The organism is uncultured Allobosea sp., assembly GCF_945957345.1.
Taxonomy (GTDB): domain Bacteria; phylum Pseudomonadota; class Alphaproteobacteria; order Rhizobiales; family Beijerinckiaceae; genus Allobosea.
The window spans coordinates 16,644-37,304 of the sequence record NZ_CAMFKW010000049.1 but is presented as its reverse complement, the minus strand read 5'-3'; the positions used below and the strand labels follow the sequence as shown (position 1 = coordinate 37,304).

Sequence of the window (20,661 nt, the reverse complement as noted above, 5' to 3'; positions counted from 1 at the left end):
ATATCGCCCATGCCTCGCGCGAGGGCGTCGAGATCGGCATCGTCGTCGGCGGCGGTAACTTCTTCCGTGGCGTCCAGGGCCTCAACAAGGGCCTCGACCGCACCACTGCCGATTCGATCGGCATGCTCGGCACGGTCATGAACGCGCTGGCGCTGGAGCATTCCATCGAGGCGGCCGGCGCTCCGGCCCGCGCCATGTCGGCGGTGCCGATGCCCTCGCTTTGCGAGAGCTATGCCCGCAAGCGCGCTCTCGACCATCTCAGCAATGGCAAGGTCGTCATTCTCGGCGGCGGCACCGGCAACCCGTATTTCACCACCGATACCGGCGCGGCGCTTCGCGCAGCCGAACTCGGCTGCAGCCATCTGCTCAAGGCGACGCAGGTCGACGGCGTCTACAGCGCCGACCCCAAGACGGATCCGACCGCGACCCGCTATGACACGCTGACCCATGAGGTCGCGATCAAGCGCGATCTCAAGGTGATGGATACCGCGGCCTTCGCGCTCGCCCGTGACGCAAGCCTGACCATCGTCGTCTTCTCGATCGCCGAGCCCGGCATGCTGGCCGCGGTGCTGCGCGGCGAGGGCAGGGCGACCTACGTCACGCCCTGAGGCAGCAGCCTCAATAGGTCCGCCACAGGCCGGGCGTCGCCAGCTCGAGCAGATGTCCGTCCGGATCGCGGAAATACAGGCTCGTGCTGCCGCGTTCCCATTGCATGCGCCCTTCAACAGCGATGCCGAGATCACTCAGCTTGGCCTCCCAGGCCGGGAGCTCATCGGCATCGATGGCGAAGGCGATGTGGAGCGGCCCGCTGCCGTCATGCGGCGGGATGCTGCCCCCCGGCGAGGCTTGAGTCTTCAGCGAGGCGCCACGCAGGAACAGCAGCAGCACGTTTGATCCGCCGACATCATAGGCGAAGAGCGTCTTCGTCTTGAGCAGTGGCGGGAGGCCGAGCTTGTCCTCATAGAAGGCGCGAGCACGGTCGAGATCGTCGACATAGAGTGCGGTCTCGACGATACGATTGAGGCGAGGCACGTCTTTTCTCCGTAGTTCCTTGCGGACGGCGCTGGCCGGCGGGCGAACCGACCTCTAGGGTGAGATGGGCATCCGGGGCCTGCGAACCAGCGGGTTGCGCCGCTAGCCGGCCATGCTCTGCCCGCATCGATGCTTTTCCCTTGCTCATCGCGGGGGAAAATGCTGTTCGAAGATGTAAATCTTGACCCTGCGCGGCCTCGCCGCCATGGTCGCGCCGATTTTGAAATTTCTGCAAGGTCCCGATTGAAATGGCCCAGACGACGTTCGACCTCGCCGACATCAAGCGCCGCATGGCCGGTGCGGTGCAGTCCTTCAAGGGCGATCTCGCCTCGCTGCGCTCCGGCCGCGCCTCCGCCAACATGCTCGATCCGATCATGGTCGAGGCCTATGGCGCCCGCACCCCGCTGAGCCAGCTCGCCACCGTCTCCGTGCCGGAGCCGCGCCTGCTCAGCGTGCAGGTCTGGGACCGCTCGATGGTCAACGCCGTCGACAAGGCGGTGCGCGAATCCGATCTTGGCCTCAACCCGCAGACGGAAGGCCAGGTGCTGCGCATCCGCATCCCCGAGCTGAACGAGCAGCGCCGCAAGGAGATGGTCAAGGTCGCGCATAAATATGCCGAGGAGGCCAAGGTCTCCGTGCGCCATGTCCGCCGCGACGGCATCGACGTCGTCAAGAAGCTGGAGAAGGACAGCGACATGACCAAGGACGATGCCGCGCGCAATTCCGACCTCGTCCAGAAGGCGACCGACCAGCACATTGCCGAGATCGACCAGGCGCTCGCGGCGAAGGAAAAGGAAATCCTGCACGTCTGATCTCCGGCGCGGGAGATATCCCGCGCTCCTTCGTCCGAGGCCGAGCGAGGCTCATCCGCATGTCATCCGGTCAGCGCGACGCAGACGTGTCCAACCCTGCCCACGTCGCCATCATCATGGACGGCAACGGGCGCTGGGCGCAGATGCGTGGGCTGCCGCGGCAGGAGGGGCATCGGCGGGGGTTGGAGGCGCTCCGCCGCACGGTCCGCAATGCCAGCGACCTCGGCATCCAGGTCCTGACGCTCTACTCGTTCTCTACCGAGAACTGGCGCCGTCCCTATGCGGAAGTCTCCTTCCTGATGGGGCTGCTCAGGCATTTCGTCGAGAAGGACCTGGCCGAGCTCTCGGCTGCCAATGTCCGCGTGCGCATCATCGGCAGCCGGGATGATCTCGCGCCCGATCTGCGCCGCCTCGTCGAGCATGCCGAGACCAGCACCCGCGCCAATACCGGCCTCGTGCTGGTGATCGCCTTCAATTACGGCTCCCGCAACGAGATCATGCGCGCGGCGCGCCGGCTGGCGGCGGACGCTGCAGCGGGACGGATCGATCCGGCCGCGATCGACGAGGCCGCGATCGCCGGCCATCTCGATACTCACGATCTCCCCGATCCCGAGCTGGTCATCCGGACCTCCGGTGAGACCCGGATCTCGAACTTCCTGCTCTGGCAGGCAGCCTATGCCGAGTTCATCTTCGCGCCGGTGATGTGGCCCGATTTCGACCTCGCCGCCTTCGAGGAGGCTCTGGCACAGTATCGTCAGCGCGAGCGGCGCTTCGGCGGCCTCGCCACCTCCTCCGACCGCAGCGTGGGCGTCGCGTGAATGCGCCGGACCCCTCTGCGCCGCGCGCGAGCTCCGAGCTGAAGCTCAGGGTCGCCTCGGCACTTGTGCTCGGCGTGCTGATCCTGCTGGTCACACTCTGGGGCGGTTGGCCCTTCCGACTGGTCTGGCTTCTCGTCGCTGGCCTCGTTGCCTATGAGTGGCTCGCGATCATGGGCCGTGGCAACGCGATCCCAGCTGGTATTGCGGTGGTGGTGACGGGAATTGTGCTGGCCGTCTCGCCGGCGAGCCCGGTTGCGATCGCCGGTACGGCCTCGGCAGCTGCCTTGCTCGGTGCGCTGGCGACGCCTTTCGTGCGCTCGCGCCTGGCTCTCGAACTCTGTGGCGTCGCCTATGCGCTGGCTTTCGCCCTCGTCACGCCGGCGCTGCGCGACCTTCCCGGGATCGGTCTCGCCCTGATCCTGTGGAGCTTCGCCGTCGTCTGGCTCACCGATATCGCCGCCTATTTCACCGGCCGTAAACTCGGCGGACCCAAGCTCATGCCGGCGGTCAGTCCGAAGAAGACCTGGTCGGGCGCGATTGGCGGCGCCGCTGCCGGAATGATCGGTGGCTATCTCATCTGGTGCCTGATGCCGGGACTTCAGGCCATGACTGCGGCAGGGCCGGTGGTGGCCGCCTCGCTCGCGGGCTCGATCGTCAGCCAGGCCGGCGATCTGTTCGAATCCGCCCTCAAGCGCCGCTTCGATGCCAAGGATTCGAGCAAGCTCATCCCCGGTCATGGCGGCTTCCTCGACCGGCTCGACGGCTACTGGGCGGTGCTGGTGCTCGCCGGCTTCGCGCTCTTCGCGCTGCATCTCAACGTCTGATCTGATGTCCTTGCGCAGCGTCACGCTTCTGGGAGCGACCGGCTCCGTCGGACGTTCGGTTCGCGACATCGTCGCCGAGAATCCCGAGCGCCTGTCGATCGCGACCGTGGTCGGCGGCAGGGACGCGCAGGCACTTGCCCGGACCGCGATTGAAACGGGGGCGTCCTTCGCGGCCTTGGCCGACGCGGCTGGCGCAGAGCCGTTGAAACAGGCTTTGTCCGGCACTGGCATCGCCAGCGGGGCAGGGCGTTCCGCCGTTCTGGAGGCGGTGAACCGCCGTGCCGACATCGTCGTCAGCGCGATCTCGGGCGCCGCCGGGCTGGAGGCGACCTTCGCCGCGCTCCAGCCGGGGCGCACGATCGCGCTCGCCAACAAGGAAAGCCTGGTCTGTGCCGGCGCGGCCGTGATGGCCCGGGCCGCCGAGATCGGCGCCCGTTTGCTGCCGCTCGATTCCGAGCACAACGCGCTCTTCCAGGTCCTCGGCGCCGAGCCGCTCTCATCGGTCCGCAGCATGACGCTGACCGCGTCCGGCGGCCCGTTCCGGACGTGGAGCGCCGAGCGCATCGCCGCGGCCACGCCGGATCAGGCGCTGAAGCACCCGAACTATGCAATGGGCGCCAAGATCACGATCGACTCCGCCAGCATGATGAACAAGGGGCTGGAGCTGATCGAGGCCCGTTTCCTGTTCGATCTGCAGCCCGACCAGCTCGACGTGCTCGTCCATCCCCAGCAGATCGTCCATGGCCTGGTGACTTTCCGCGACGGCTCGGTCAGTGCCGGCATGGCGGTACCGGACATGCGGGTCGCGGCCGCGCATTGCCTTGGCGTCGATGGCCGGCTCGATGCGCCGCCGCCGCGCTTCCTCGATCTCGCCCTCACTGCACCGCTCAGCTTCGAACGCCCCGATCTCGTGCGCTTCCCCGCGCTCGGCCTCGCCATGGCCGCCTTGCGCGAAGGCGGGGCCATGCCGGCCGTGCTCAACGCTGCCAACGAGATCGCCGTCGCGGCCTTTCTCGAGCGTCGGCTGCGCTTTCCCGATATCGCTGCGCTGGTCGAGGCGGTCTGCGTTGCAATCCCGGCGGGCGCGCAGGCTCCGCGCGACATAGCGGAAGCGCTCGCCATTGACCAAGATTCGAGACGACGGGCCGCCTCGCTCTTGTCGCAAGCGCGGTTCACTGCCACCTAGAGCGGCATGCCGACGAAATCCGGCTCTACAGGCCGTCGGGACTCCGGGAGATCGTTTGATGGAATTCGCAGCGCCGCTCTGGAATGTCGGGCATTACGCGCTCGGCTATCTGCTGCCGTTCCTGTTCGTCCTGACCATCGTCGTCTTCGTCCACGAGCTCGGGCATTTCCTGGTTGGCCGCTGGTGCGGTGTGGACGTCAAGACCTTCTCCATCGGCTTCGGCCGCGAGATTTTCGGTTTCAACGATCGGCACGGCACGCGCTGGCGTTTCGCGCTGATCCCGCTCGGCGGCTACGTCAAGTTCTCGGGTGATGCCGACGCCTCGAGCGCGCCCGACGACGAGGCGGTCAGCCGCATGTCGGCGCAGGAGCGCGCGCGCTCCTTCCCGGCGCAGTCGCTCGGCGAGCGGGCGGCGATCGTCGCCGCCGGCCCGATCGCGAATTTCCTGCTGGCGATCCTGATCTTTGCCGGCTCGGCCTTCTTCCTCGGCAAGCATGTGCTGATCCCGCGCGTTGATGCCGTCGTCGCCGGTAGCGCGGCGGAGAAAGCAGGGCTAAAGGCGGGCGACATCGTGATCGCCATCGACGGCCAGAAGGTCGCCAGCTTCTCCGACATGCAGCGCATCGTCTCGACGCGTCCCGAAGAGCGCCTGGAGGTCTCGATCGAGCGCGACGGAGGCACCCTGACCGTGCCGGTGACGCCTGCGCTGACCGAGATGAAGACGCAGCTCGGCACGCAGCGCATCGGCGTGATCGGCGTCAAGGCTTCGCCGCGTCCGGAGGATTGGACGACGCAGCGATTCGGGCTCTTCGAATCCGTGAAGTCGGGCTTCGTCGAGACCTGGTTCGTGGTGGCGCGGACCTATGACTACATCGCCAAGCTCCTGACCGGGCGTGAATCCACCGACCAGTTGTCGGGCCCGATTCGGATCGCGCAGGTCTCCGGCATCGTCGCGTCGAGCGGCGGCCTGCTCGGGCTGATCAATCTTGCCGCGATCCTCTCGGTTTCGATCGGCCTGATGAACCTGGTGCCGGTCCCCATGCTCGATGGCGGGCATCTGCTGTTCTATCTCTATGAGGCCCTGCGCGGCAGGCCCCTGAGCCCGCGGGCGCAGGAGATCGGCTTCCGTCTGGGTCTCGCGCTCGTCCTGATGCTGATGCTGTTCGTCACCTGGAACGACATCGTCCACGTTCGCGGCATGCTCTGAAACTCGCTTGCCGGCCGTGCTTTGCGGCGGAAAAACGGCATGCCGCGTGGCGCGTCGGCAACGAGATTCCTAAAAACGCTTTATTAACGATGATCGCGGTTTGCACCCTGCTGGAAACTTTGTAGAAGCGATTGAACCGCAATGTCCCCGTGCTGCCGTCGTCAGATGGCGGTCCCCGTTTGGGGTGGTGACCAGAGAGATGGAATAGGCGACCCGATGACGTCGACCCAACAGAGCCGGACGAGCAAGATGCGGCTCTCTCGATCGATCGGACTTTCGGCTTTGATGCTGGCCGTGAGTGGTGGTGTGGCTTTCGCGCAGGCGGTGGTTGTCCATGGCAACCAGCGCGTCGATGCGGAGACGATCCGCTCCTATGCCGCCGGCCGGGAGAATCCGCAGGAAATCCGCGAGAGCCTGATGGCGACCGGTATGTTCAGCAGCGTGCAGGTCAATCGCCGCGGCTCGCAGATCGTCGTCGCCGTGAAGGAGCAGGGTGGTACGGCCAATCGCGTTGCCTTCGAGGGTAATCGCAAGCTGAAGAGCGACCAGCTCTCCCAGATCGTGCAGTCGCGCCCCGGTGGCCCGATCAGCCAGGCGCTGATCAACTCCGACGTCGAGCGCCTGCGTGAAGCCTACAAGCGGTCCGGCTATGGACTGTCCTCGATCAGCGGCCGCGTTGCTCCCCTTCCGAATGGTCGTGAGGACATTGTCTTCACCATCAACGAGAGCAGCAAGACCGGCATCAAGTCGATCAACTTCACCGGCAACCAGGCGTATTCAGCCGGGCGCCTGCGTGGTCTGATGACCTCGACGGAATCGAACTTCCTGAGCTGGATCAAGACGTCCGACGTCTATGATCCCGAGCGGGTCAATTCCGACATGGATCTCATTCGCCGTTTCTATCTCAAGAACGGCTACGCCGATTTCCAGATCACCAATTCCAGCGCCCGTTTCGACGATGCGGCCGGTGGCTGGGTCATCGACATTCAGGTCGAGGAAGGCCCGCAGTATCAGGTCGGTAATGTTTCGGTCGATTCCTCGCTGAACGATGTCGATGCCGCTGCTCTGCAGCGCTACGTCGCGACCTCGCGGGGCGACACTTACAATGCCGAGGCGGTCGAGAAGACGCTGGTTGCGCTCACCACGGAAGTGGCGCGCCGCGGCCATGCCTTCGCTCAGGTTCGTCCGCGTGGTGATCGCGATGCCTCCGGTCGCCAGATCGGCATCACCTATGTCGTCGACGAGGGCCCGCGGGTCTATGTCGAGCGCATCAACGTGCGCGGCAACACCCGCACTCGCGATTACGTCGTCCGTCGCGAGCTCGATCTCGGCGAAGGCGATGCCTACAACAAGGTCATGGTCGACCGCGCCGAGCGTCGCCTGAACAATCTCGGCTTCTTCCAGAAGGTCCGCATCACCAACGAGCCGGGCTCCGCTCCGGATCGCGTGGTCGTCAATATCGACGTCGAGGACAAGGCGACCGGCTCCTTCTCGATCGCCGGCGGTTACTCGACCTCGGACGGCATCATCGGCGAAATCTCGCTGTCGGAGTCGAACTTCCTCGGTCGTGGTCAGTTCGTCCGCATCGCGGGCACGATGGGCCAGCGGACGCAGGGCGTCGATTTCTCCTTCACCGAGCCTTATTTCCTGGGCTATCGCGTGGCGGCTGGTTTCGACCTGTTCTCGAAGTACAACGACAACTATAACACCGGCCGCTACGAAAGCCGCGTGACGGGCGGCCAGGTCCGCTTCACCTTCCCGATCACGGAAGAGTTCTCGGTCACGCCGCGCTATTCGATCTACACGACCGAGATCAAGATCCCGAATACGGTCAGCCGTCCCTATAACGACTGTTCCGTGCCGATCGCCGGCATCACGCCCGGTACGGCAGGAGCGATCGGTTCGGATTCGGTCTACAACTGCGTGACGAACGGCGAGGCGACAGTGGCGGTCAAGGAGGCCCAGGGGTCCACCCTGACCTCGCTCGTCGGCCTGAACTTCAACTACAACTCGCTCGACAGCCTCCAGAATCCGCGTAACGGCTTCTCGGCCGAGCTGAAGCCCGAATTCGCCGGCCTCGGCGGCGACTCGAAGTTCTTCCGCATCGCGGCCGACGCTCGTTACTATCGCGAGATCTTCGACGACGTCGTTGGCCTCCTGCGCGTCCAGGGCGGTCACGTCCAGGCGACCGGCGGCGGCAGCCTGCGCATGGTCGATCACTACTTCCTCGGCCCGTCGCTGGTGCGTGGCTTCTCGCCATCCGGCATCGGTCCGCGCGACGTCTTGAACGACCCGACGGCGAATGCGGTCGGCGGTACCACTTATTTCGGCGGTACGGTCGAGCTGCAGTTCCCGATCTGGGGCCTGCCGCGGGATCTCGGCCTGCGTGGTGCGGTCTTCGCCGATGCCGGTACGCTGTTCAACTATGACGGCGGTTCGAGCGTCATCACGAATCCGGCCTTCGCCGGCTGCCCTGCGGGCTCATCGGCACGTCAGTACAATGTGTCGACGGTTGGCGGGATCAACGGTCAGTCGAATGTCGGCTGTATCCGCGACAAGAACGTCATCCGTTCGTCGGTGGGTGTGAGCTTGCTCTGGGCGTCGCCGCTGGGACCGATCCGGTTCGACTACGCCTATGCCCTGAGCAAGGATGACGGCCAGATCGGCATCAACCCGCAGACCGGCCTCGTCGGCAAGTACGGCGGCGACCGCCTCCAGGCCTTCCGCTTCTCCGGCGGCACCCGCTTCTGACGTAAGCGGGGCATCAGCCCCGCTTCGGACCCGATCATGGCAGAGCCAGTTTTCTTTCCGTTCGCGACCTCGCTGGATTTCGGCGAGGTCGCAAGCATTTCAGGCGGCACCCTGCCGGAGGGCGTTGAGCCCGCCCGCAAGCTCGACGGCATCGCCGCCCTCGAGACGGCCGGCCCGTCCGATCTCGCCTATATGGACAATCCGAAATACACGGAGGCGCTCGCGGCGACCAAGGCGGGTCTGTGCATCGTCTCGCCGCGTTTCGTCGAGCGCGTTCCGGCCGGAACCGTGGCGCTGGTGTCGCCCGCGCCATACCACGCTTTCGCGAAGGTGATGGCGCGCTGCTTCCCGAGCGCATTGAAGCCTGAATCGGTTTTTGGTTCGCAGGGCGTCGCGCCGGGCGCCATCGTCCATGCGACCGCTGTTCTCGAAGCGGGTGTCACCGTCGATCCGGGCGCGGTCATCGGCCCAGGCGCCGAGATCGGTGCCGGCACCGTGGTGGCGTCGCACGCAGTCGTGGGGCCGCAGGTCCGCATCGGGCGGAATTGCTCCATCGGGGCGGGCAGCACGATCCAGGCTTCCCTGATCGGCAACCGCGTCATCATCCATCCTGGCGCTCGGATCGGGCAGGATGGCTTTGGCTTCGCGATGAGCCCCAAGGGGCACATGAAAGTGCCGCAGGTCGGCCGCGTCATCATCCAGGATGACGTGGAGGTTGGCGCCAACAGCACGATCGACCGCGGCGCAAGCCGCGACACGGTCATCGGCGAGGGCACCAAGATCGATAACCTCGTCCAGATCGGCCATAACTGCGTCATCGGTCGCCATTGCGTCATCTGCGCCCAGACCGGCCTCGCCGGTTCCTCGACGCTCGAGGATTTCGTCGTGCTCGGCGGTCAGGTCGGGCTGGCGGGCCATCTTGTGATCGGTGCCGGCGCGCAGATCGCGGCGCAGAGCGGCGTTGCCGGCGATGTTCCGCGCAGCGCGCGCTATGGCGGCTATCCGGCCCAGCCTGCGCTCGGCTGGGCGCGCGAAACCGCGCTGCTCAAGACGCTGGTGGCCAATCGAGGCAAGAAGCCGGGCGCTGCGCAGGAATAAGCGAGCCTTTCCACCGCCGAACGGGCTCTTTCTGCCTCGGATGCTGAGAATTGTGTTGCCGAACCCGCTCCGTTTCCGGCAAAGCGGCGGAAGGCTTTGAAATCGTGACGGGTTGCAGGGGTATTGTCTGCTTCCGGTCACTGAACTGTATTGAAGGCGCTGCCCGGCGAAGGCACGCGGGAGAAGACAGACCATGAGCGAGGCGACGACGGCCCTGGGCGTGATCGACATCCAGAGGATCATGGCCAGCATTCCTCACCGCTATCCGTTCCTTCTGGTCGATCGGGTTGTCGAGATCGATGGCGATGCCTCTGGCGTCGGCATCAAGAACGTCACGGCCAACGAGCCTCAGTTCACCGGCCACTTCCCGGACCGCCCCGTATTCCCAGGCGTGCTGATGATCGAGGCGATGGCCCAGACAGCCGGCGTCCTGGTCGTGAACGCCAGCGAATTCGGTGACAAGCAGGTCAAGACCGTCCTCTTCACCACGATCGACAAGGCGAAGTTCCGCAAGCCGGTCACGCCGGGGGACCAGATCCGCTTCCACCTCACCAAGCTCGCCCGCAAGCGCAATATCTTCTTTTATCGCGGCGAGGCGCGCGTCGACGGCGCGCTCGTGGCCGAGGCCGAGATTTCGGCGATGGTCGTTTGAGCGTTGCATCGGTGCAGGATCAGGGCAGCGTCTCGATGAGCGTCTCCATCCATCCCATGTCGCTTGTCGACCCGAAGGCCAGGCTTGGAGCCGGCGTGAAGATCGGCCCGTTCTGCGAGGTCGGCCCCGATGTCGTGCTCGGCGAGGGCGTCGAACTCGTCAGCCATGCCGTGGTTGCCGGCCGCACCACGATCGGCGCGCGCACGCGGATCTTTCCCTTCGCCTCGATCGGTCACCCGCCGCAGGATCTGAAATATCGCGGCGAGCCCTCGACGCTCTCGGTCGGCGAGGATTGCATCATCCGCGAAGGCGTGACGATGAACCCGGGTACCGAAGGCGGCGGCATGGAAACCGTCGTCGGCAATCGCTGCGCCTTCCTCGCGAATTCGCATGTCGGGCATGACTCCCGCATCGGCGATAACGTCGTGTTCTCCAACAATGCGATGTGCGCGGGCCATGTCACGGTCGGCAATTTCGTCATCGTCGGCGGCGGCGCCGGCCTGCTGCAGTTCATCCGGATCGGCGATCACTCCTTCATCGGGGGCGGCGCCGGCGTCACGAGTGACGTCATTCCCTTCGGCCTCGTGCGCGACAACCCGGCCCATCTCGCCGGGCTCAATCTGGTCGGTTTGAAGCGCCGCAACTTCAGCCGCGAGCATATCAATGAATTGCGCCGCGCTTACCGGCTGCTCTTCGCCGACGAAGGCACCTTGGCCGAGCGCGTCGAGGATGTCGCAGCGGAATTCTCGAAGCATCCGCTGATCGACGAGATCCTGAACTTCATTCGGGAAGGTGCGGGCAAGCCGCTTTGCACGCCGCGGGAAGCCACCGCAGCGGAGCGGTGAGCGTCGATCCGCAAGGCGCGGCCCGCGGCCCGCTCGCGATGATCGCGGGGAGCGGCGACTACCCGCTCCAGCTCGCGCGCATCGTGATCGGCCATGGTGAGCGCCCCTATATCGCGGCGCTCGACGGCGCGGCCGATCCCGAAGCCTTCGGCGAAGGCGCGGATATCCAACGCTATCGTCTGGGCCAGCTCGGCAGCCTGCTCGAAGAGCTGCGTCGGCGCGGCATCGCCGATATCGTCATGCTGGGTGCCCTGCCGCGGCCGAGCTTCGGCTCGCTGCGTCCCGAGGTCTCAACGCTGAAATATCTGCCGCATTTCGCCAAGGCGTTCCAGGGCGGGGACGATCATCTCCTGCGCGGTGTCGTGCGCTTCTTCGAGATGCAGGGCTTTCGGGTTCATGGACCGGCGGATATCGCGCCGGAGATGACAGCCCCGCTGGGCGCCCTGGGCCGCAAGCAGGTCAATGCGGAGCAGCGCGCCGAGCTTGAGCGAGGCTTTACCTTGCTGGCGACGCTCTCGCCCTTCGATGTCGGGCAGGCGGCGATCCTGGCCGATCATCGCGTCGTCGCGATCGAGGCGGCGGAAGGCACGGATGCGATGATCCGGCGGGTCGCCGACATGGTGGCGCGCGGACGCCTCAAGATCGGCAAGGGTGACGGCTTCCTGGTGAAGGTGCCGAAGACCGGGCAGGACCTGCGCGTCGACATGCCCGCCATCGGCCCGGACACTTTGCGCAATATCGCCGAGGCGGGCCTCTCCGGCATCGGCGTCCGGGCTGGTCAGGTCCTGGTCGGCGATCGGGCGGCGCTTGGCCGTCAGGCGGACCAGCTCGGCCTCTTCGTCGAGGGCTTTCCCTGATGCGGCCGTTCCGCCTGGCGATCATCGCCGGCGAGGCGTCGGGCGATGCCCTGGCCCTGCGCTTCCTCTCCGCCCTGCGCGAGCGGCTTGGCGATCGCACGATCGAGCTTTGCGGCGTGGGCGATCACGGTCTGTCGGAAGCGGGGCTGAAATCGCTCTTTCCCCAGGCCGATATCGCCGTGATGGGCTTCGGCCCGGTGATCGCGCGCCTGCCGCTGCTGTTGCGGCGGATGGAGGATGCGGCGCGCGGCATCGCTGCGTTTCAGCCCGACCTGCTGCTGACGGTCGACAGCCCGGATTTCTGCCTGCGTGTCGCCAAGAAGGTGAGGGCGCGCGCGCCCTCCATCCCGATCGTGCATTGGGTCTGCCCCAGCGTCTGGGCCTGGCGCTCCGGCCGCGCCCGGCGGATGGCGCCGCATGTCGACCGCATCCTGGCCCTGCTGCCCTTCGAGCCCGCCGCGCTCGCCCGCCTGCACGGTCCCGAGACGGTCTATGTCGGCCATCCCCTGATGGAGCGGCTCGCCGAGATGCGCCCCGATGCCGAGGAGCAGCGCCGGCGCGACGATGCCGAGCGGCCGCTGGTGCTCGTCCTTCCCGGCAGCCGGCGCTCCGAGATTCATCATCTGATGCCGGTCTTCGGCGAGGCAGTGGCGAAGGTCTCGGCTGCGGTTCCGGGTGCGCGTTTCGTCCTGCCGGCGGTCCAGCGGCTGCAGCCGATGATTGCCGAGGCGGCAGCGCATTGGCGGGTCGTACCGGAGATTGTGACGGGCGACGCCGAGAAGCTCGCGGCTTTCCGGGAAGCCCGTGCGGCGCTGGCGGCATCCGGCACCGTGACGCTGGAACTCGCCCTGTCGCAGGTGCCTACCGTCGCAGCCTATCGCGGCGCTGCCTGGGAGGCCTTCCTGGCCCGGCGCCTCGTCAAGCTGCCGAGCGTGATCCTGCCCAACCTGATCCTCGGCCGCAGCATCGTTCCGGAATTCATTCAGGAAGAGGCGTCGGCGGAGGCGCTGAGCGGCCATCTGCTCGCCGCGATGGCTAGGGGCGACAAGCGCCGGGAACAGCTCGACGGCTTCGCCGAGGTCGAGACGATCATGCGCTCGGCCGGACCGAGCCCGGCGGCGAACGCCGTCGCGGCTGCGCTGGAGCTGGTGGCCTCGCGGAAAGGCCGCGAGGCGCTGGAAGCCTGAGCCGGCTTACTCGACGACGGCGCCCGATGCCTTGGCGATCGGCGCCCATTTGGCGAGCTCGACCTTGACATGCTCGCCGAGTTGCTCCGGCGTCGAGCCGACGATATCGGCGCTGACATCGCTGAGCTTCTTCTTGACGGCCTCGTCCTTCAGCGCCTGGTTCGCGGCCTGGTTGATCTTCTCGACGACCGGGCGCGGCATGTTGGCCGGGCCGAACAGCGCATTCCAAGTATAGGTCTCATAGCCGGCTAGGCCCCCTTCGGCGATGGTCGGGAGATCCGGGAACGAGGCGACGCGCTCCTTCGTGGTGACGCCGATCGCCCGCAACTGCCCGTTCCGGATGAAGCCGGCGGAGGAGGGCAGGTTGTCGAACATGATCGGCACCGCGCCCGCGACGACGTCGTTCAGGGCCGGCCCGGCGCCGCGATACGGCACATGATTCATCTGCACGCCGCCAAGCGACTTGAACAGCTCGCCCGAGAGATGCAGCGGCGTGCCGACGCCGGAGGAGGCATAGGAGTACTTGCCCGGATTGGCCTTCAGCACCGCGAGCACTTCCTTGACCGTCTTGGCCGGGAAATCCGGATGCACGACCATGACATTCGGCACGATCGCGAGCAGCGAGATCGGCGTGAAGTCCTTCACGGCATCGAAGGTCACCGTCTTCAGGATGGCGGGGTTGAGGGCGTGCGTCGAGATCGTGCCGAGCAGCAGCGTGTAGCCGTCAGCTTGTGCGCGGGCGACCGCAGTGGAGCCGATATTGCCGCCGGCCCCGGCACGGTTCTCGATCACCACGCTCTGGCCGAGGATCTCGCCCATCTTTTGGCCGACGAGCCGCGCGACGATATCGGTCGAGCCGCCGGCCGCGAAGGGCACGATCAGCGTAACCGGTCGAGTCGGGAAGGTGGCCTGGGCGCGTGCCTGCGTGCCGGCGAGGCCTGCGGCTCCGGCTGCGATCAGGAAGGAGCGGCGGTCGAGAAAGCGGCTTTCGGTCATGAACGGATCTCCGTGAATGACCCGATTTTATCTGCCCCGCCGGCTGGATCAGCCGCGCCGGAAGCATCAATCATCAGAAACAATAAGGGCGCGGTGGAAACCACCGCGCCCTGGTCGGCGATCTCTGAAAGCTGCGATCAGCGGCGGCCGATCGGGGTGTAGTCGCGCTGCGGCGAGCCGGTATAGAGCTGGCGCGGGCGGCCGATCTTCTGGGACGGGTCCTCGATCATTTCCTTCCACTGCGCGATCCAGCCGACCGTGCGGGCGACGGCGAAGAGCACCGTGAACATCGAGGTCGGGAAGCCCATCGCCTTGAGGGTGATGCCCGAATAGAAATCGATGTTCGGATAGAGCTTCTTTTCGATGAAGTACTCGTCCGACAGCGCGATGCGCTCCAGCTCGACCGCGACGTCGAGCAGCGGGTCGTCCTTGATCCCGAGCTCGTTCAGGACCTCATGCGTGGTCTTCTGCATGATCTTCGCGCGCGGGTCGTAGTTCTTGTAGACCCGGTGGCCGAAGCCCATCAGGCGGAACGGATCGTTCTTGTCCTTCGCCTTGGCGATGTATTTCGGGATGTTGTCGACCGAGCCGATCTCCTCGAGCATCTTGAGCGCGGCTTCGTTGGCGCCGCCATGGGCAGGGCCCCAGAGACAGGCCGTGCCGGCCGCGATGCAGGCGAAGGGATTGGCGCCCGACGAGCCGGCGAGGCGCACCGTCGAGGTCGAGGCGTTCTGCTCGTGGTCGGCGTGCAGGATGAAGATCCGGTCGAGCGCGCGCGACAGCACCGGGTTGACCTTGTACTCCTCGGCCGGCACCGCGAAGCACATGCGCAGGAAGTTCGAGGTGTAGTCCAGCGAGTTCAGCGGATACACGAAGGGCTGGCCGATCGAGTATTTGTAGGCCATCGCGGCCAGCGTCGGCACCTTCGCGATCATGCGCATCGAGGCGATCATGCGCTGATGCGGGTCCGAGATGTCGGTCGAGTCGTGATAGAAGGCCGACATCGCGCCGATCGAGGCGACCATCACCGCCATCGGGTGCGCGTCGCGGCGGAAGCCCTGGAAGAAGCGGGCCATCTGCTCGTGCACCATGGTGTGGCGCGTGATGCGATAGTCGAAATCCGCCTTCTGGGCGGCCGTCGGCAGCTGGCCTTCGAGCAGCAGGTAGCAGGTCTCGAGGAAGTCGCCGTGTTCCGCGAGCTGCTCGATCGGGAAGCCGCGATAGAGCAGCACGCCCTTGTCGCCGTCGATATAGGTGATCTGCGACTCGCAGCTCGCCGTCGAGGTGAAGCCGGGGTCGTAGGTGAACATGCCCGTCTGGGCGTAGAGCTTGGCGATGTCGATGACGGCGGGGCCGACCGACCCCTCCTTGATCGCCATGTCGACGGTCTTGTCGCCGACCTGGAGCTGGCTGGTATTTCCGCTCATCGATACCGATCCTTTCAAGGCTCGCTGCTGTTCAGCCCCGGTTTCGCCTCTCCGCGCTTTCGCGCCGGGCGTCTTTCATCCGAAGTCCGCGATGTGACGGCCAGATGTCGGAAGGAGACGGGGGGAGACGGTCCATGTGACTGATTTACAAGCAATATTCGTGCATGCCCGCGTCGCCGCGTTGCAATGCACTTGCGCGTCACTAGACCATTTGCGCAGTGCATTCAACCGAGCCAAAAGGCGGTTGGAACCGCGTTCCGCTCATATCTGCGCGAGCAGCTCCGCCGCGACCTTTTGCAGGGCCGCGGCGGGGGGATCTGATGCGAAGCCCGATGACTTGCCGGGCAGGCAAAAACCGCGGCTGGAGGTGCTTCAGGTAGCCTGATCGGCGAGCCGGGCGAGCGTCTCGTCGCGGCCGAGAACGGCCATGACGTCGAACAGGCCCGGCGACATCGCACGGCCGGTCAGCGCGGCGCGCAGCGGCTGCGCCGCCTGGCCGAGCTTCAGCCCGCTCTCCTCGACATAGGCGCGAACCGCCGCTTCCAGCGGCGCCGGCGACCAGTCGCTCACGGCAGCGAGTTTCTCCGCGATCTTCGGCAGGCGCTGGCGTGCGGCTTCGTCGAGCAGGCCCTTGGCCTTCTCGTCGAGCTGCAGCGGGCGCTGGGCATAGAGATAGAAGGCGCTGTCGAGCAGTTCGATCAGCGTCTTGGCCCGTTCCTTGAGGCCGGGCATCGCTGCGAGGAACTTCGCCTCCAGCTCCGGAGACAGCGTGGCGCCGACCCCACGCCCAGGCCCGATCTCCGGCAGAATGACCTTGAGCGCAGCGAGCAGATCGGCGTCGCTGGACTGGCGCATGTAGAGGCCGTTGAGGTTCTCCAGCTTGGCGTAGTCGAAGCGCGCCGGCGAGCGGCCGATCGAAGAGAGCTTGAAGGCGTCGATCATCTCCTGGGTGGAGAAGACTTCCTGGTCGCCATGGCTCCAGCCGAGACGCACCAGATAGTTGCGCAAAGCCGCCGGCAGATAGCCCATCGAGCGATAGGCATCGATGCCGAGCGCGCCATGGCGCTTCGAGAGCTTGGCGCCGTCCGCGCCGTGGATCAGTGGGATATGCGACATGCTCGGCACGTCCCAGCCAAGCGCGTCGTAGATCTGGGTCTGGCGGGCGGCATTGGTCAGGTGGTCGTCGCCGCGGATGATATGGGTCACACCCATGTCGTGGTCGTCGACCACCACGGCGAGCATATAGGTCGGCGTGCCGTCCGAGCGCAGCAGCACGAGGTCGTCGAGATTCTCGTTCTGCCAGACGACGCGGCCCTGGACCTCGTCATTGACCACGGTCTCGCCGGTCTGCGGCGCCTTGAGGCGGATCACCGGCTTGGCACCGGCCGGTGCGGTCGCGGGATCGCGGTCGCGCCAGCGCCCATCGTAGCGCAGCGGCTTGCCCTCGGCGCGGGCCTTCTCGCGCATTTCCTCGAGCTCGGCCGGGGTCGCGTAGCAATGATAGGCCTTGCCGGCGGCAAGCATCTGCTCAGCCACCTCGCGATGCCGCGCGGCGCGCTGGAACTGGTAGACGGTCTGCCCGTCCCAATCGAGCCCGAGCCATTCCAGCCCGTCGAGAATCGCAGCGATCGCCGCATCGGTCGAGCGTTCGCGGTCGGTATCCTCGATGCGCAGCAGCATCTTGCCGCCTTGCCGGCGGGCATAGAGCCAGTTGAACAGCGCGGTCCGGGCTCCGCCGATATGCAGGAATCCGGTGGGCGAGGGCGCAAAGCGCGTGACGACGGCGTTGCTCATGGGAGGAAACTCCGGCCGGGCGGCGCAGGGCCGTCCGGGGCAAGACAGGGGATGGTGCCAAAGTCGTGGCATGACAACTGGCGCGCGCCCTGTAACATGGCTTTGCCGGAACGCTAAGCGGTCAAATCGCAGCGTCGGCTGGGGGAGAGCGGGCGATGCAGCCGGCACCGCCGGGGCAGGAGCGGGCACAGGGCCGGCGCGGCGCGGGCGCCGATGCCTTGCCGGCTCGCATCAGTGCCGTCGTTCCGCCGGCGGCAAGCCTTCGTCCCCTGCTTCGCCTGCTGTGGCTGCATTTCCGGCGCAGCTTCGCGCTGGAGGCCGAACGGCGCCGGCCCTTCCTCTGGCTGCCCATCGCGATGGGCGTCGGCATCCTGCTCTATTTCACGGCCGATCGTGAGCCGGCCTTATGGGCGCCGCTGCTCGGCTTGGGCCTCAGCGGCGCGGCAGCTTTCGCCCTGCGCTTGCGCCCGCTCGCATCAATGGCCTGCCTCGCGATGGCCGCCGCCTTTGCCGGCTTCGCCGCCGGGGTCTGGCGCACGGCCGATATCGCCGCACCGATGCTGGAACGCTCGCGCATCGGCAAACTGAGCGGTTTCGTCGAGAGCGTCGAAGCGCGCGACAAGGGCGCGCGGATCGTGCTGCTGGTCACGGATCTCGCCAATGTGCCGGCTGACCAACGACCGAAGCGCGTCCGCGTCAGCATGCGCTCCGGCGGGGTGGCGCCGGGCGATCATATCGTCGCGACCGCGCGCTTGCTGCCGCCGCCGGGGCCGGCGCGGGCGGGCGGCTACGATTTCGGTCGCGACGCTTTCTTCCGCGGGATCGGTGCGGTCGGCAGCCTATCCGGCAAGATCGCGCTGGCGCCCGCGCCCTATCCGATGCCGACCCGCCTCGCGATCGACGTGATGATCGACCAGGCACGCAATGCCCTGACCAAACGCATCGCCGATGTCGGAGGCGGGCAGGGCGGGGCTGTTGCCGCCGCGCTCGTCACCGGCAAGCGCGGCCTAATCACCGAAGCGACCAACAATGATCTGCGCGCCGCCGGCATCTATCACATCGTCTCGATCTCCGGCCTGCATATGGTGCTCGCGGCCGGAACGATCTTCTGGCTGGTGCGCGCGCTCCTGGTCCTTTCGCAGACGGTGGCTCTGCACTGGCCGGTCAAGAAGATCGCGGCCGTGGCGGCCATGGTCGGGGCGACCGGCTATTGCATCTTCTCGGGCAGCGATGTCGCGACCGAGCGTTCGCTGATCATGACGCTGGTCATGCTCGGCGCGATCCTGGTCGATCGCGCCGCGCTCAGCATGCGCAATCTCGCGCTTGCCGCGATCATCGTGCTGCTGCGCGAGCCCGAAGCCCTGCTCGGACCGAGCTTCCAGATGTCCTTCGGCGCTGTCGCGGCGCTGATCGCCTTCGCCGAACGCTGGGAGAGACGAGATCGAACCGAGCCGCCATCGGCCCTGCCTTGGCCCATCGGACCGATCTGGACCGCGTCGCTGGGAATCGTCGTCACCACGATGCTGGCGACCGCGGCGACGGCGCCCTTCGGCGCCTACCATTTCCAGACCTTCAATCCCTTCGGCCTGCTCGGCAACGCCATGGCGCTGCCCTTCGTTTCGCTTTTCGTGATGCCGGCGGCGGTGTTCGGCGTGTTGGCCTATCCCTTCGGCCTCGACTGGCCGGCCTGGGCCCTGATGGGGCTCGCCTCCGATGCCGTGCTCAAGGTCGCGCACTGGGTCGCGACCATCGACCATTCCACCGTGACGGTCGCGGCCTTCGGCCCGGCGGTGCTCGGCTGCTTCTCGGTGACCTTGCTCTGGCTGACGCTCTGGACCACGGCCTGGCGCTGGCTGGCGGTGCTTCCCCTGATCGGTGGCGTCGCCATCGCCGGCAAGCCGGAGCGGCCGGAAATCCTGATCGAGCGCGACGGCTCGGGATTGGCCGTGCGCGGCCCGGACGGTCGCCTCGCCATCGCCGGCAAGCCCAGCCGCTTCGTCCTGCAGCAATGGCTCGCCTCCGATGGCGACAGCCGTTCGCCGGACGACCCCACGCTGCGAGCGGGCGTCACTTGCGACCGGCTGGCCTGCGTCGCGCAGACGGCCGACAAGCGTACCATCTCTTATACGCGTGAGCGTCTGGCCATTATCGAGGACTGCCTCAGGGCCGATCTCGTCGTCACCGCGATCCCCTGGAGCGGCGCCTGCAAGGCCCGCCTGATCGAGCGCATGGCCCTATCGCGCGACGGCGCGACCTCGCTCTATCGTACGGCATCGGGCTGGAGCAGCCATGTCTCCGAGCCGAATGCGGCCGACCGGCCCTGGACCCGCCGGCGCGAGCGCCGTCCGGCGGAACCGAGCAAGCGTCCCGCCAGTCAATCGGTCACCGCCCAGCCCACACCAGCCGTCGACACCGAAGCCGAGGCCGATACCGAGCGCCTTCAGTAGCGCCGCATCAGGTTGACGAGGCGGCCCTGAATCTTGACCCGGTCTGGTCCTAGCACGCGCGTCTCATAGGCCGGGTTTGCCGCTTCGAGCGCGATCGAGGAGCCGCGCTTGCGCAGGCGCTTCAGCGTGGCTTCCTCGTCGTCGATCAGAGCGACGACGATATCGCCGGTATTGGCCGTGTCCTGCCTGCGAATGACGACGGTATCGCCATCGAGAATGCCGGCTTCGACCATAGAATCGCCGCGTACTTCGAGCGCATAATGCTCGCCGGAGCCGAGCATGTCGGGAGGCAGCGAGACGGTGTGGCTGCGGCTCTGGATCGCCGAGATCGGCGTGCCCGCCGCGATGCGGCCCATGACCGGGATCGCGATGGAATGCCGACCATCGTCCTCGGCGGCGGCAGAGGGGCGCGGCTTGGCGAGGCTCGGCTGCGCGCCGAGGCCGCCCTGCACGACGGCTGGGCTGAAGCGTGGACGTGGCGTCGGAGCACCGAGCCCGTCCGGCATCTTGATAACTTCGAGGGCACGCGCCCGGTTCGGCAGGCGGCGGATGAAGCCGCGCTCCTCCAGCGCCATGATGAGACGATGGATGCCGGATTTGGAGCGCAGGTCGAGCGCGTCCTTCATCTCGTCGAAGGAGGGCGGCACGCCACTTTCGCGCAAGCGTTCCTGGATGAAGCGCAGGAGTTCATGTTGCTTGCGTGTCAGCATGGTCGCCGCCAGCCCCTC

General features: G+C 66.6%; 18 protein-coding genes. 13 read left to right on the top strand and 5 right to left on the bottom strand.

Annotated features, from left to right (window positions below; translation table 11 throughout):
* On the top strand, positions 1-608 hold a 608-nt coding region (gene pyrH, locus Q0Q36_RS20420), incomplete at its 5' end, for a UMP kinase (RefSeq protein WP_293800910.1).
* Positions 609-618: 10 nt separating this feature from the next.
* Here the strand turns inward: pyrH and Q0Q36_RS20415 are convergent.
* Entirely contained in the window at positions 619-1,032 is a 414-nt protein-coding gene (locus tag Q0Q36_RS20415; RefSeq protein WP_293800908.1) for a VOC family protein, read from the bottom strand.
* 248 nt (positions 1,033-1,280) lie between these two features.
* Between Q0Q36_RS20415 and frr the strand changes: the two genes are divergently transcribed.
* From frr to lpxB, 11 genes are all read left to right on the top strand, one after another.
* The gene (frr, locus tag Q0Q36_RS20410) at positions 1,281-1,844 is read left to right on the top strand and encodes a ribosome recycling factor (RefSeq protein ID WP_257732979.1); all 564 of its coding nucleotides are present in this window, start codon (positions 1,281-1,283) and stop codon (positions 1,842-1,844) included.
* A 59-nt stretch (positions 1,845-1,903) separates the two neighbouring features.
* A complete protein-coding gene (locus Q0Q36_RS20405; RefSeq protein WP_293800906.1) occupies positions 1,904-2,662 on the top strand; it encodes an isoprenyl transferase in 759 nt (252 codons plus the stop codon).
* Complete coding sequence (locus Q0Q36_RS20400; protein WP_293800904.1) at positions 2,659-3,486, top strand: phosphatidate cytidylyltransferase; 828 nt, start codon at positions 2,659-2,661, stop codon at positions 3,484-3,486. The genes Q0Q36_RS20405 and Q0Q36_RS20400 overlap by 4 nt, the downstream gene beginning before the upstream one ends.
* A gap of 4 nt (positions 3,487-3,490) precedes the next feature.
* Entirely contained in the window at positions 3,491-4,672 is a 1,182-nt protein-coding gene (gene dxr, locus Q0Q36_RS20395; protein WP_293800902.1) for a 1-deoxy-D-xylulose-5-phosphate reductoisomerase, read from the top strand.
* Positions 4,673-4,730: 58 nt separating this feature from the next.
* Positions 4,731-5,879, top strand: a complete 1,149-nt coding sequence (gene rseP, locus Q0Q36_RS20390) for an RIP metalloprotease RseP (RefSeq protein WP_293800900.1) — start codon at positions 4,731-4,733, stop codon at positions 5,877-5,879.
* 216 nt (positions 5,880-6,095) lie between these two features.
* Positions 6,096-8,630: an outer membrane protein assembly factor BamA gene (bamA, locus tag Q0Q36_RS20385; RefSeq protein WP_293800898.1), complete on the top strand. Its 2,535-nt coding sequence runs from the start codon at positions 6,096-6,098 to the stop codon at positions 8,628-8,630.
* Between the two features lie 36 nt (positions 8,631-8,666).
* Complete coding sequence (lpxD, locus tag Q0Q36_RS20380) at positions 8,667-9,728, top strand: UDP-3-O-(3-hydroxymyristoyl)glucosamine N-acyltransferase (RefSeq protein ID WP_293800896.1); 1,062 nt, start codon at positions 8,667-8,669, stop codon at positions 9,726-9,728.
* A 193-nt stretch (positions 9,729-9,921) separates the two neighbouring features.
* The gene (gene fabZ, locus Q0Q36_RS20375; RefSeq protein WP_293800894.1) at positions 9,922-10,380 is read left to right on the top strand and encodes a 3-hydroxyacyl-ACP dehydratase FabZ; all 459 of its coding nucleotides are present in this window, start codon (positions 9,922-9,924) and stop codon (positions 10,378-10,380) included.
* A 35-nt stretch (positions 10,381-10,415) separates the two neighbouring features.
* Complete coding sequence (gene lpxA / locus Q0Q36_RS20370) at positions 10,416-11,225, top strand: acyl-ACP--UDP-N-acetylglucosamine O-acyltransferase (protein ID WP_293800912.1); 810 nt, start codon at positions 10,416-10,418, stop codon at positions 11,223-11,225.
* Positions 11,222-12,082 carry an LpxI family protein gene (locus Q0Q36_RS20365; RefSeq protein ID WP_293800892.1) on the top strand — a complete coding sequence of 287 codons (861 nt, stop codon included), beginning with the start codon at positions 11,222-11,224 and terminating at the stop codon, positions 12,080-12,082. The genes lpxA and Q0Q36_RS20365 overlap by 4 nt, the downstream gene beginning before the upstream one ends.
* Positions 12,082-13,269 carry a lipid-A-disaccharide synthase gene (lpxB, locus tag Q0Q36_RS20360; protein WP_293800890.1) on the top strand — a complete coding sequence of 396 codons (1,188 nt, stop codon included), beginning with the start codon at positions 12,082-12,084 and terminating at the stop codon, positions 13,267-13,269. The genes Q0Q36_RS20365 and lpxB overlap by 1 nt, the downstream gene beginning before the upstream one ends.
* A gap of 6 nt (positions 13,270-13,275) precedes the next feature.
* On the opposite strand, the gene Q0Q36_RS20355 is transcribed toward lpxB, so the two are convergent.
* The 3 genes from Q0Q36_RS20355 to gltX form a co-directional block, all read right to left on the bottom strand.
* Complete coding sequence (locus Q0Q36_RS20355) at positions 13,276-14,265, bottom strand: tripartite tricarboxylate transporter substrate binding protein (RefSeq protein ID WP_293800888.1); 990 nt, start codon at positions 14,263-14,265, stop codon at positions 13,276-13,278.
* A gap of 137 nt (positions 14,266-14,402) precedes the next feature.
* Complete coding sequence (gene gltA / locus Q0Q36_RS20350) at positions 14,403-15,692, bottom strand: citrate synthase (protein ID WP_265059250.1); 1,290 nt, start codon at positions 15,690-15,692, stop codon at positions 14,403-14,405.
* Between the two features lie 372 nt (positions 15,693-16,064).
* A complete protein-coding gene (gene gltX, locus Q0Q36_RS20345; RefSeq protein ID WP_293800885.1) occupies positions 16,065-17,486 on the bottom strand; it encodes a glutamate--tRNA ligase in 1,422 nt (473 codons plus the stop codon).
* Positions 17,487-17,641: 155 nt separating this feature from the next.
* On the opposite strand from gltX, the gene Q0Q36_RS20340 reads away from it, so the two are divergent.
* Positions 17,642-19,933 (top strand): ComEC/Rec2 family competence protein, encoded by a 2,292-nt coding sequence (locus tag Q0Q36_RS20340; protein WP_293800883.1) that lies wholly within the window; start codon positions 17,642-17,644, stop codon positions 19,931-19,933.
* Here the strand turns inward: Q0Q36_RS20340 and lexA are convergent.
* The gene (lexA, locus tag Q0Q36_RS20335) at positions 19,927-20,643 is read right to left on the bottom strand and encodes a transcriptional repressor LexA (RefSeq protein ID WP_293800881.1); all 717 of its coding nucleotides are present in this window, start codon (positions 20,641-20,643) and stop codon (positions 19,927-19,929) included. The genes Q0Q36_RS20340 and lexA overlap by 7 nt on opposite strands.
* Between the last annotated feature and the right edge of the window lie 18 nt (positions 20,644-20,661).

What these genes read in the sequence shown, in the direction of transcription:
- frr (WP_257732979.1), top strand. Translation starts at nt 1,281, where the DNA reads ATGGCCCAGACGACGTTCGACCTCGCCGACATCAAGCGCCGCATGGCC.
- Q0Q36_RS20405 (WP_293800906.1), top strand. Translation starts at nt 1,904, where the DNA reads ATGTCATCCGGTCAGCGCGACGCAGACGTGTCCAACCCTGCCCACGTC.
- dxr (WP_293800902.1), top strand. Translation starts at nt 3,491, where the DNA reads ATGTCCTTGCGCAGCGTCACGCTTCTGGGAGCGACCGGCTCCGTCGGA.
- rseP (WP_293800900.1), top strand. Translation starts at nt 4,731, where the DNA reads ATGGAATTCGCAGCGCCGCTCTGGAATGTCGGGCATTACGCGCTCGGC.
- bamA (WP_293800898.1), top strand. Translation starts at nt 6,096, where the DNA reads ATGACGTCGACCCAACAGAGCCGGACGAGCAAGATGCGGCTCTCTCGA.
- lpxD (WP_293800896.1), top strand. Translation starts at nt 8,667, where the DNA reads ATGGCAGAGCCAGTTTTCTTTCCGTTCGCGACCTCGCTGGATTTCGGC.
- fabZ (WP_293800894.1), top strand. Translation starts at nt 9,922, where the DNA reads ATGAGCGAGGCGACGACGGCCCTGGGCGTGATCGACATCCAGAGGATC.
- lpxA (WP_293800912.1), top strand. Translation starts at nt 10,416, where the DNA reads ATGAGCGTCTCCATCCATCCCATGTCGCTTGTCGACCCGAAGGCCAGG.
- lpxB (WP_293800890.1), top strand. Translation starts at nt 12,082, where the DNA reads ATGCGGCCGTTCCGCCTGGCGATCATCGCCGGCGAGGCGTCGGGCGAT.
- Q0Q36_RS20355 (WP_293800888.1), bottom strand. Translation starts at nt 14,265, where the DNA reads ATGACCGAAAGCCGCTTTCTCGACCGCCGCTCCTTCCTGATCGCAGCC.
- gltA (WP_265059250.1), bottom strand. Translation starts at nt 15,692, where the DNA reads ATGAGCGGAAATACCAGCCAGCTCCAGGTCGGCGACAAGACCGTCGAC.
- gltX (WP_293800885.1), bottom strand. Translation starts at nt 17,486, where the DNA reads ATGAGCAACGCCGTCGTCACGCGCTTTGCGCCCTCGCCCACCGGATTC.
- Q0Q36_RS20340 (WP_293800883.1), top strand. Translation starts at nt 17,642, where the DNA reads ATGCAGCCGGCACCGCCGGGGCAGGAGCGGGCACAGGGCCGGCGCGGC.
- lexA (WP_293800881.1), bottom strand. Translation starts at nt 20,643, where the DNA reads ATGCTGACACGCAAGCAACATGAACTCCTGCGCTTCATCCAGGAACGC.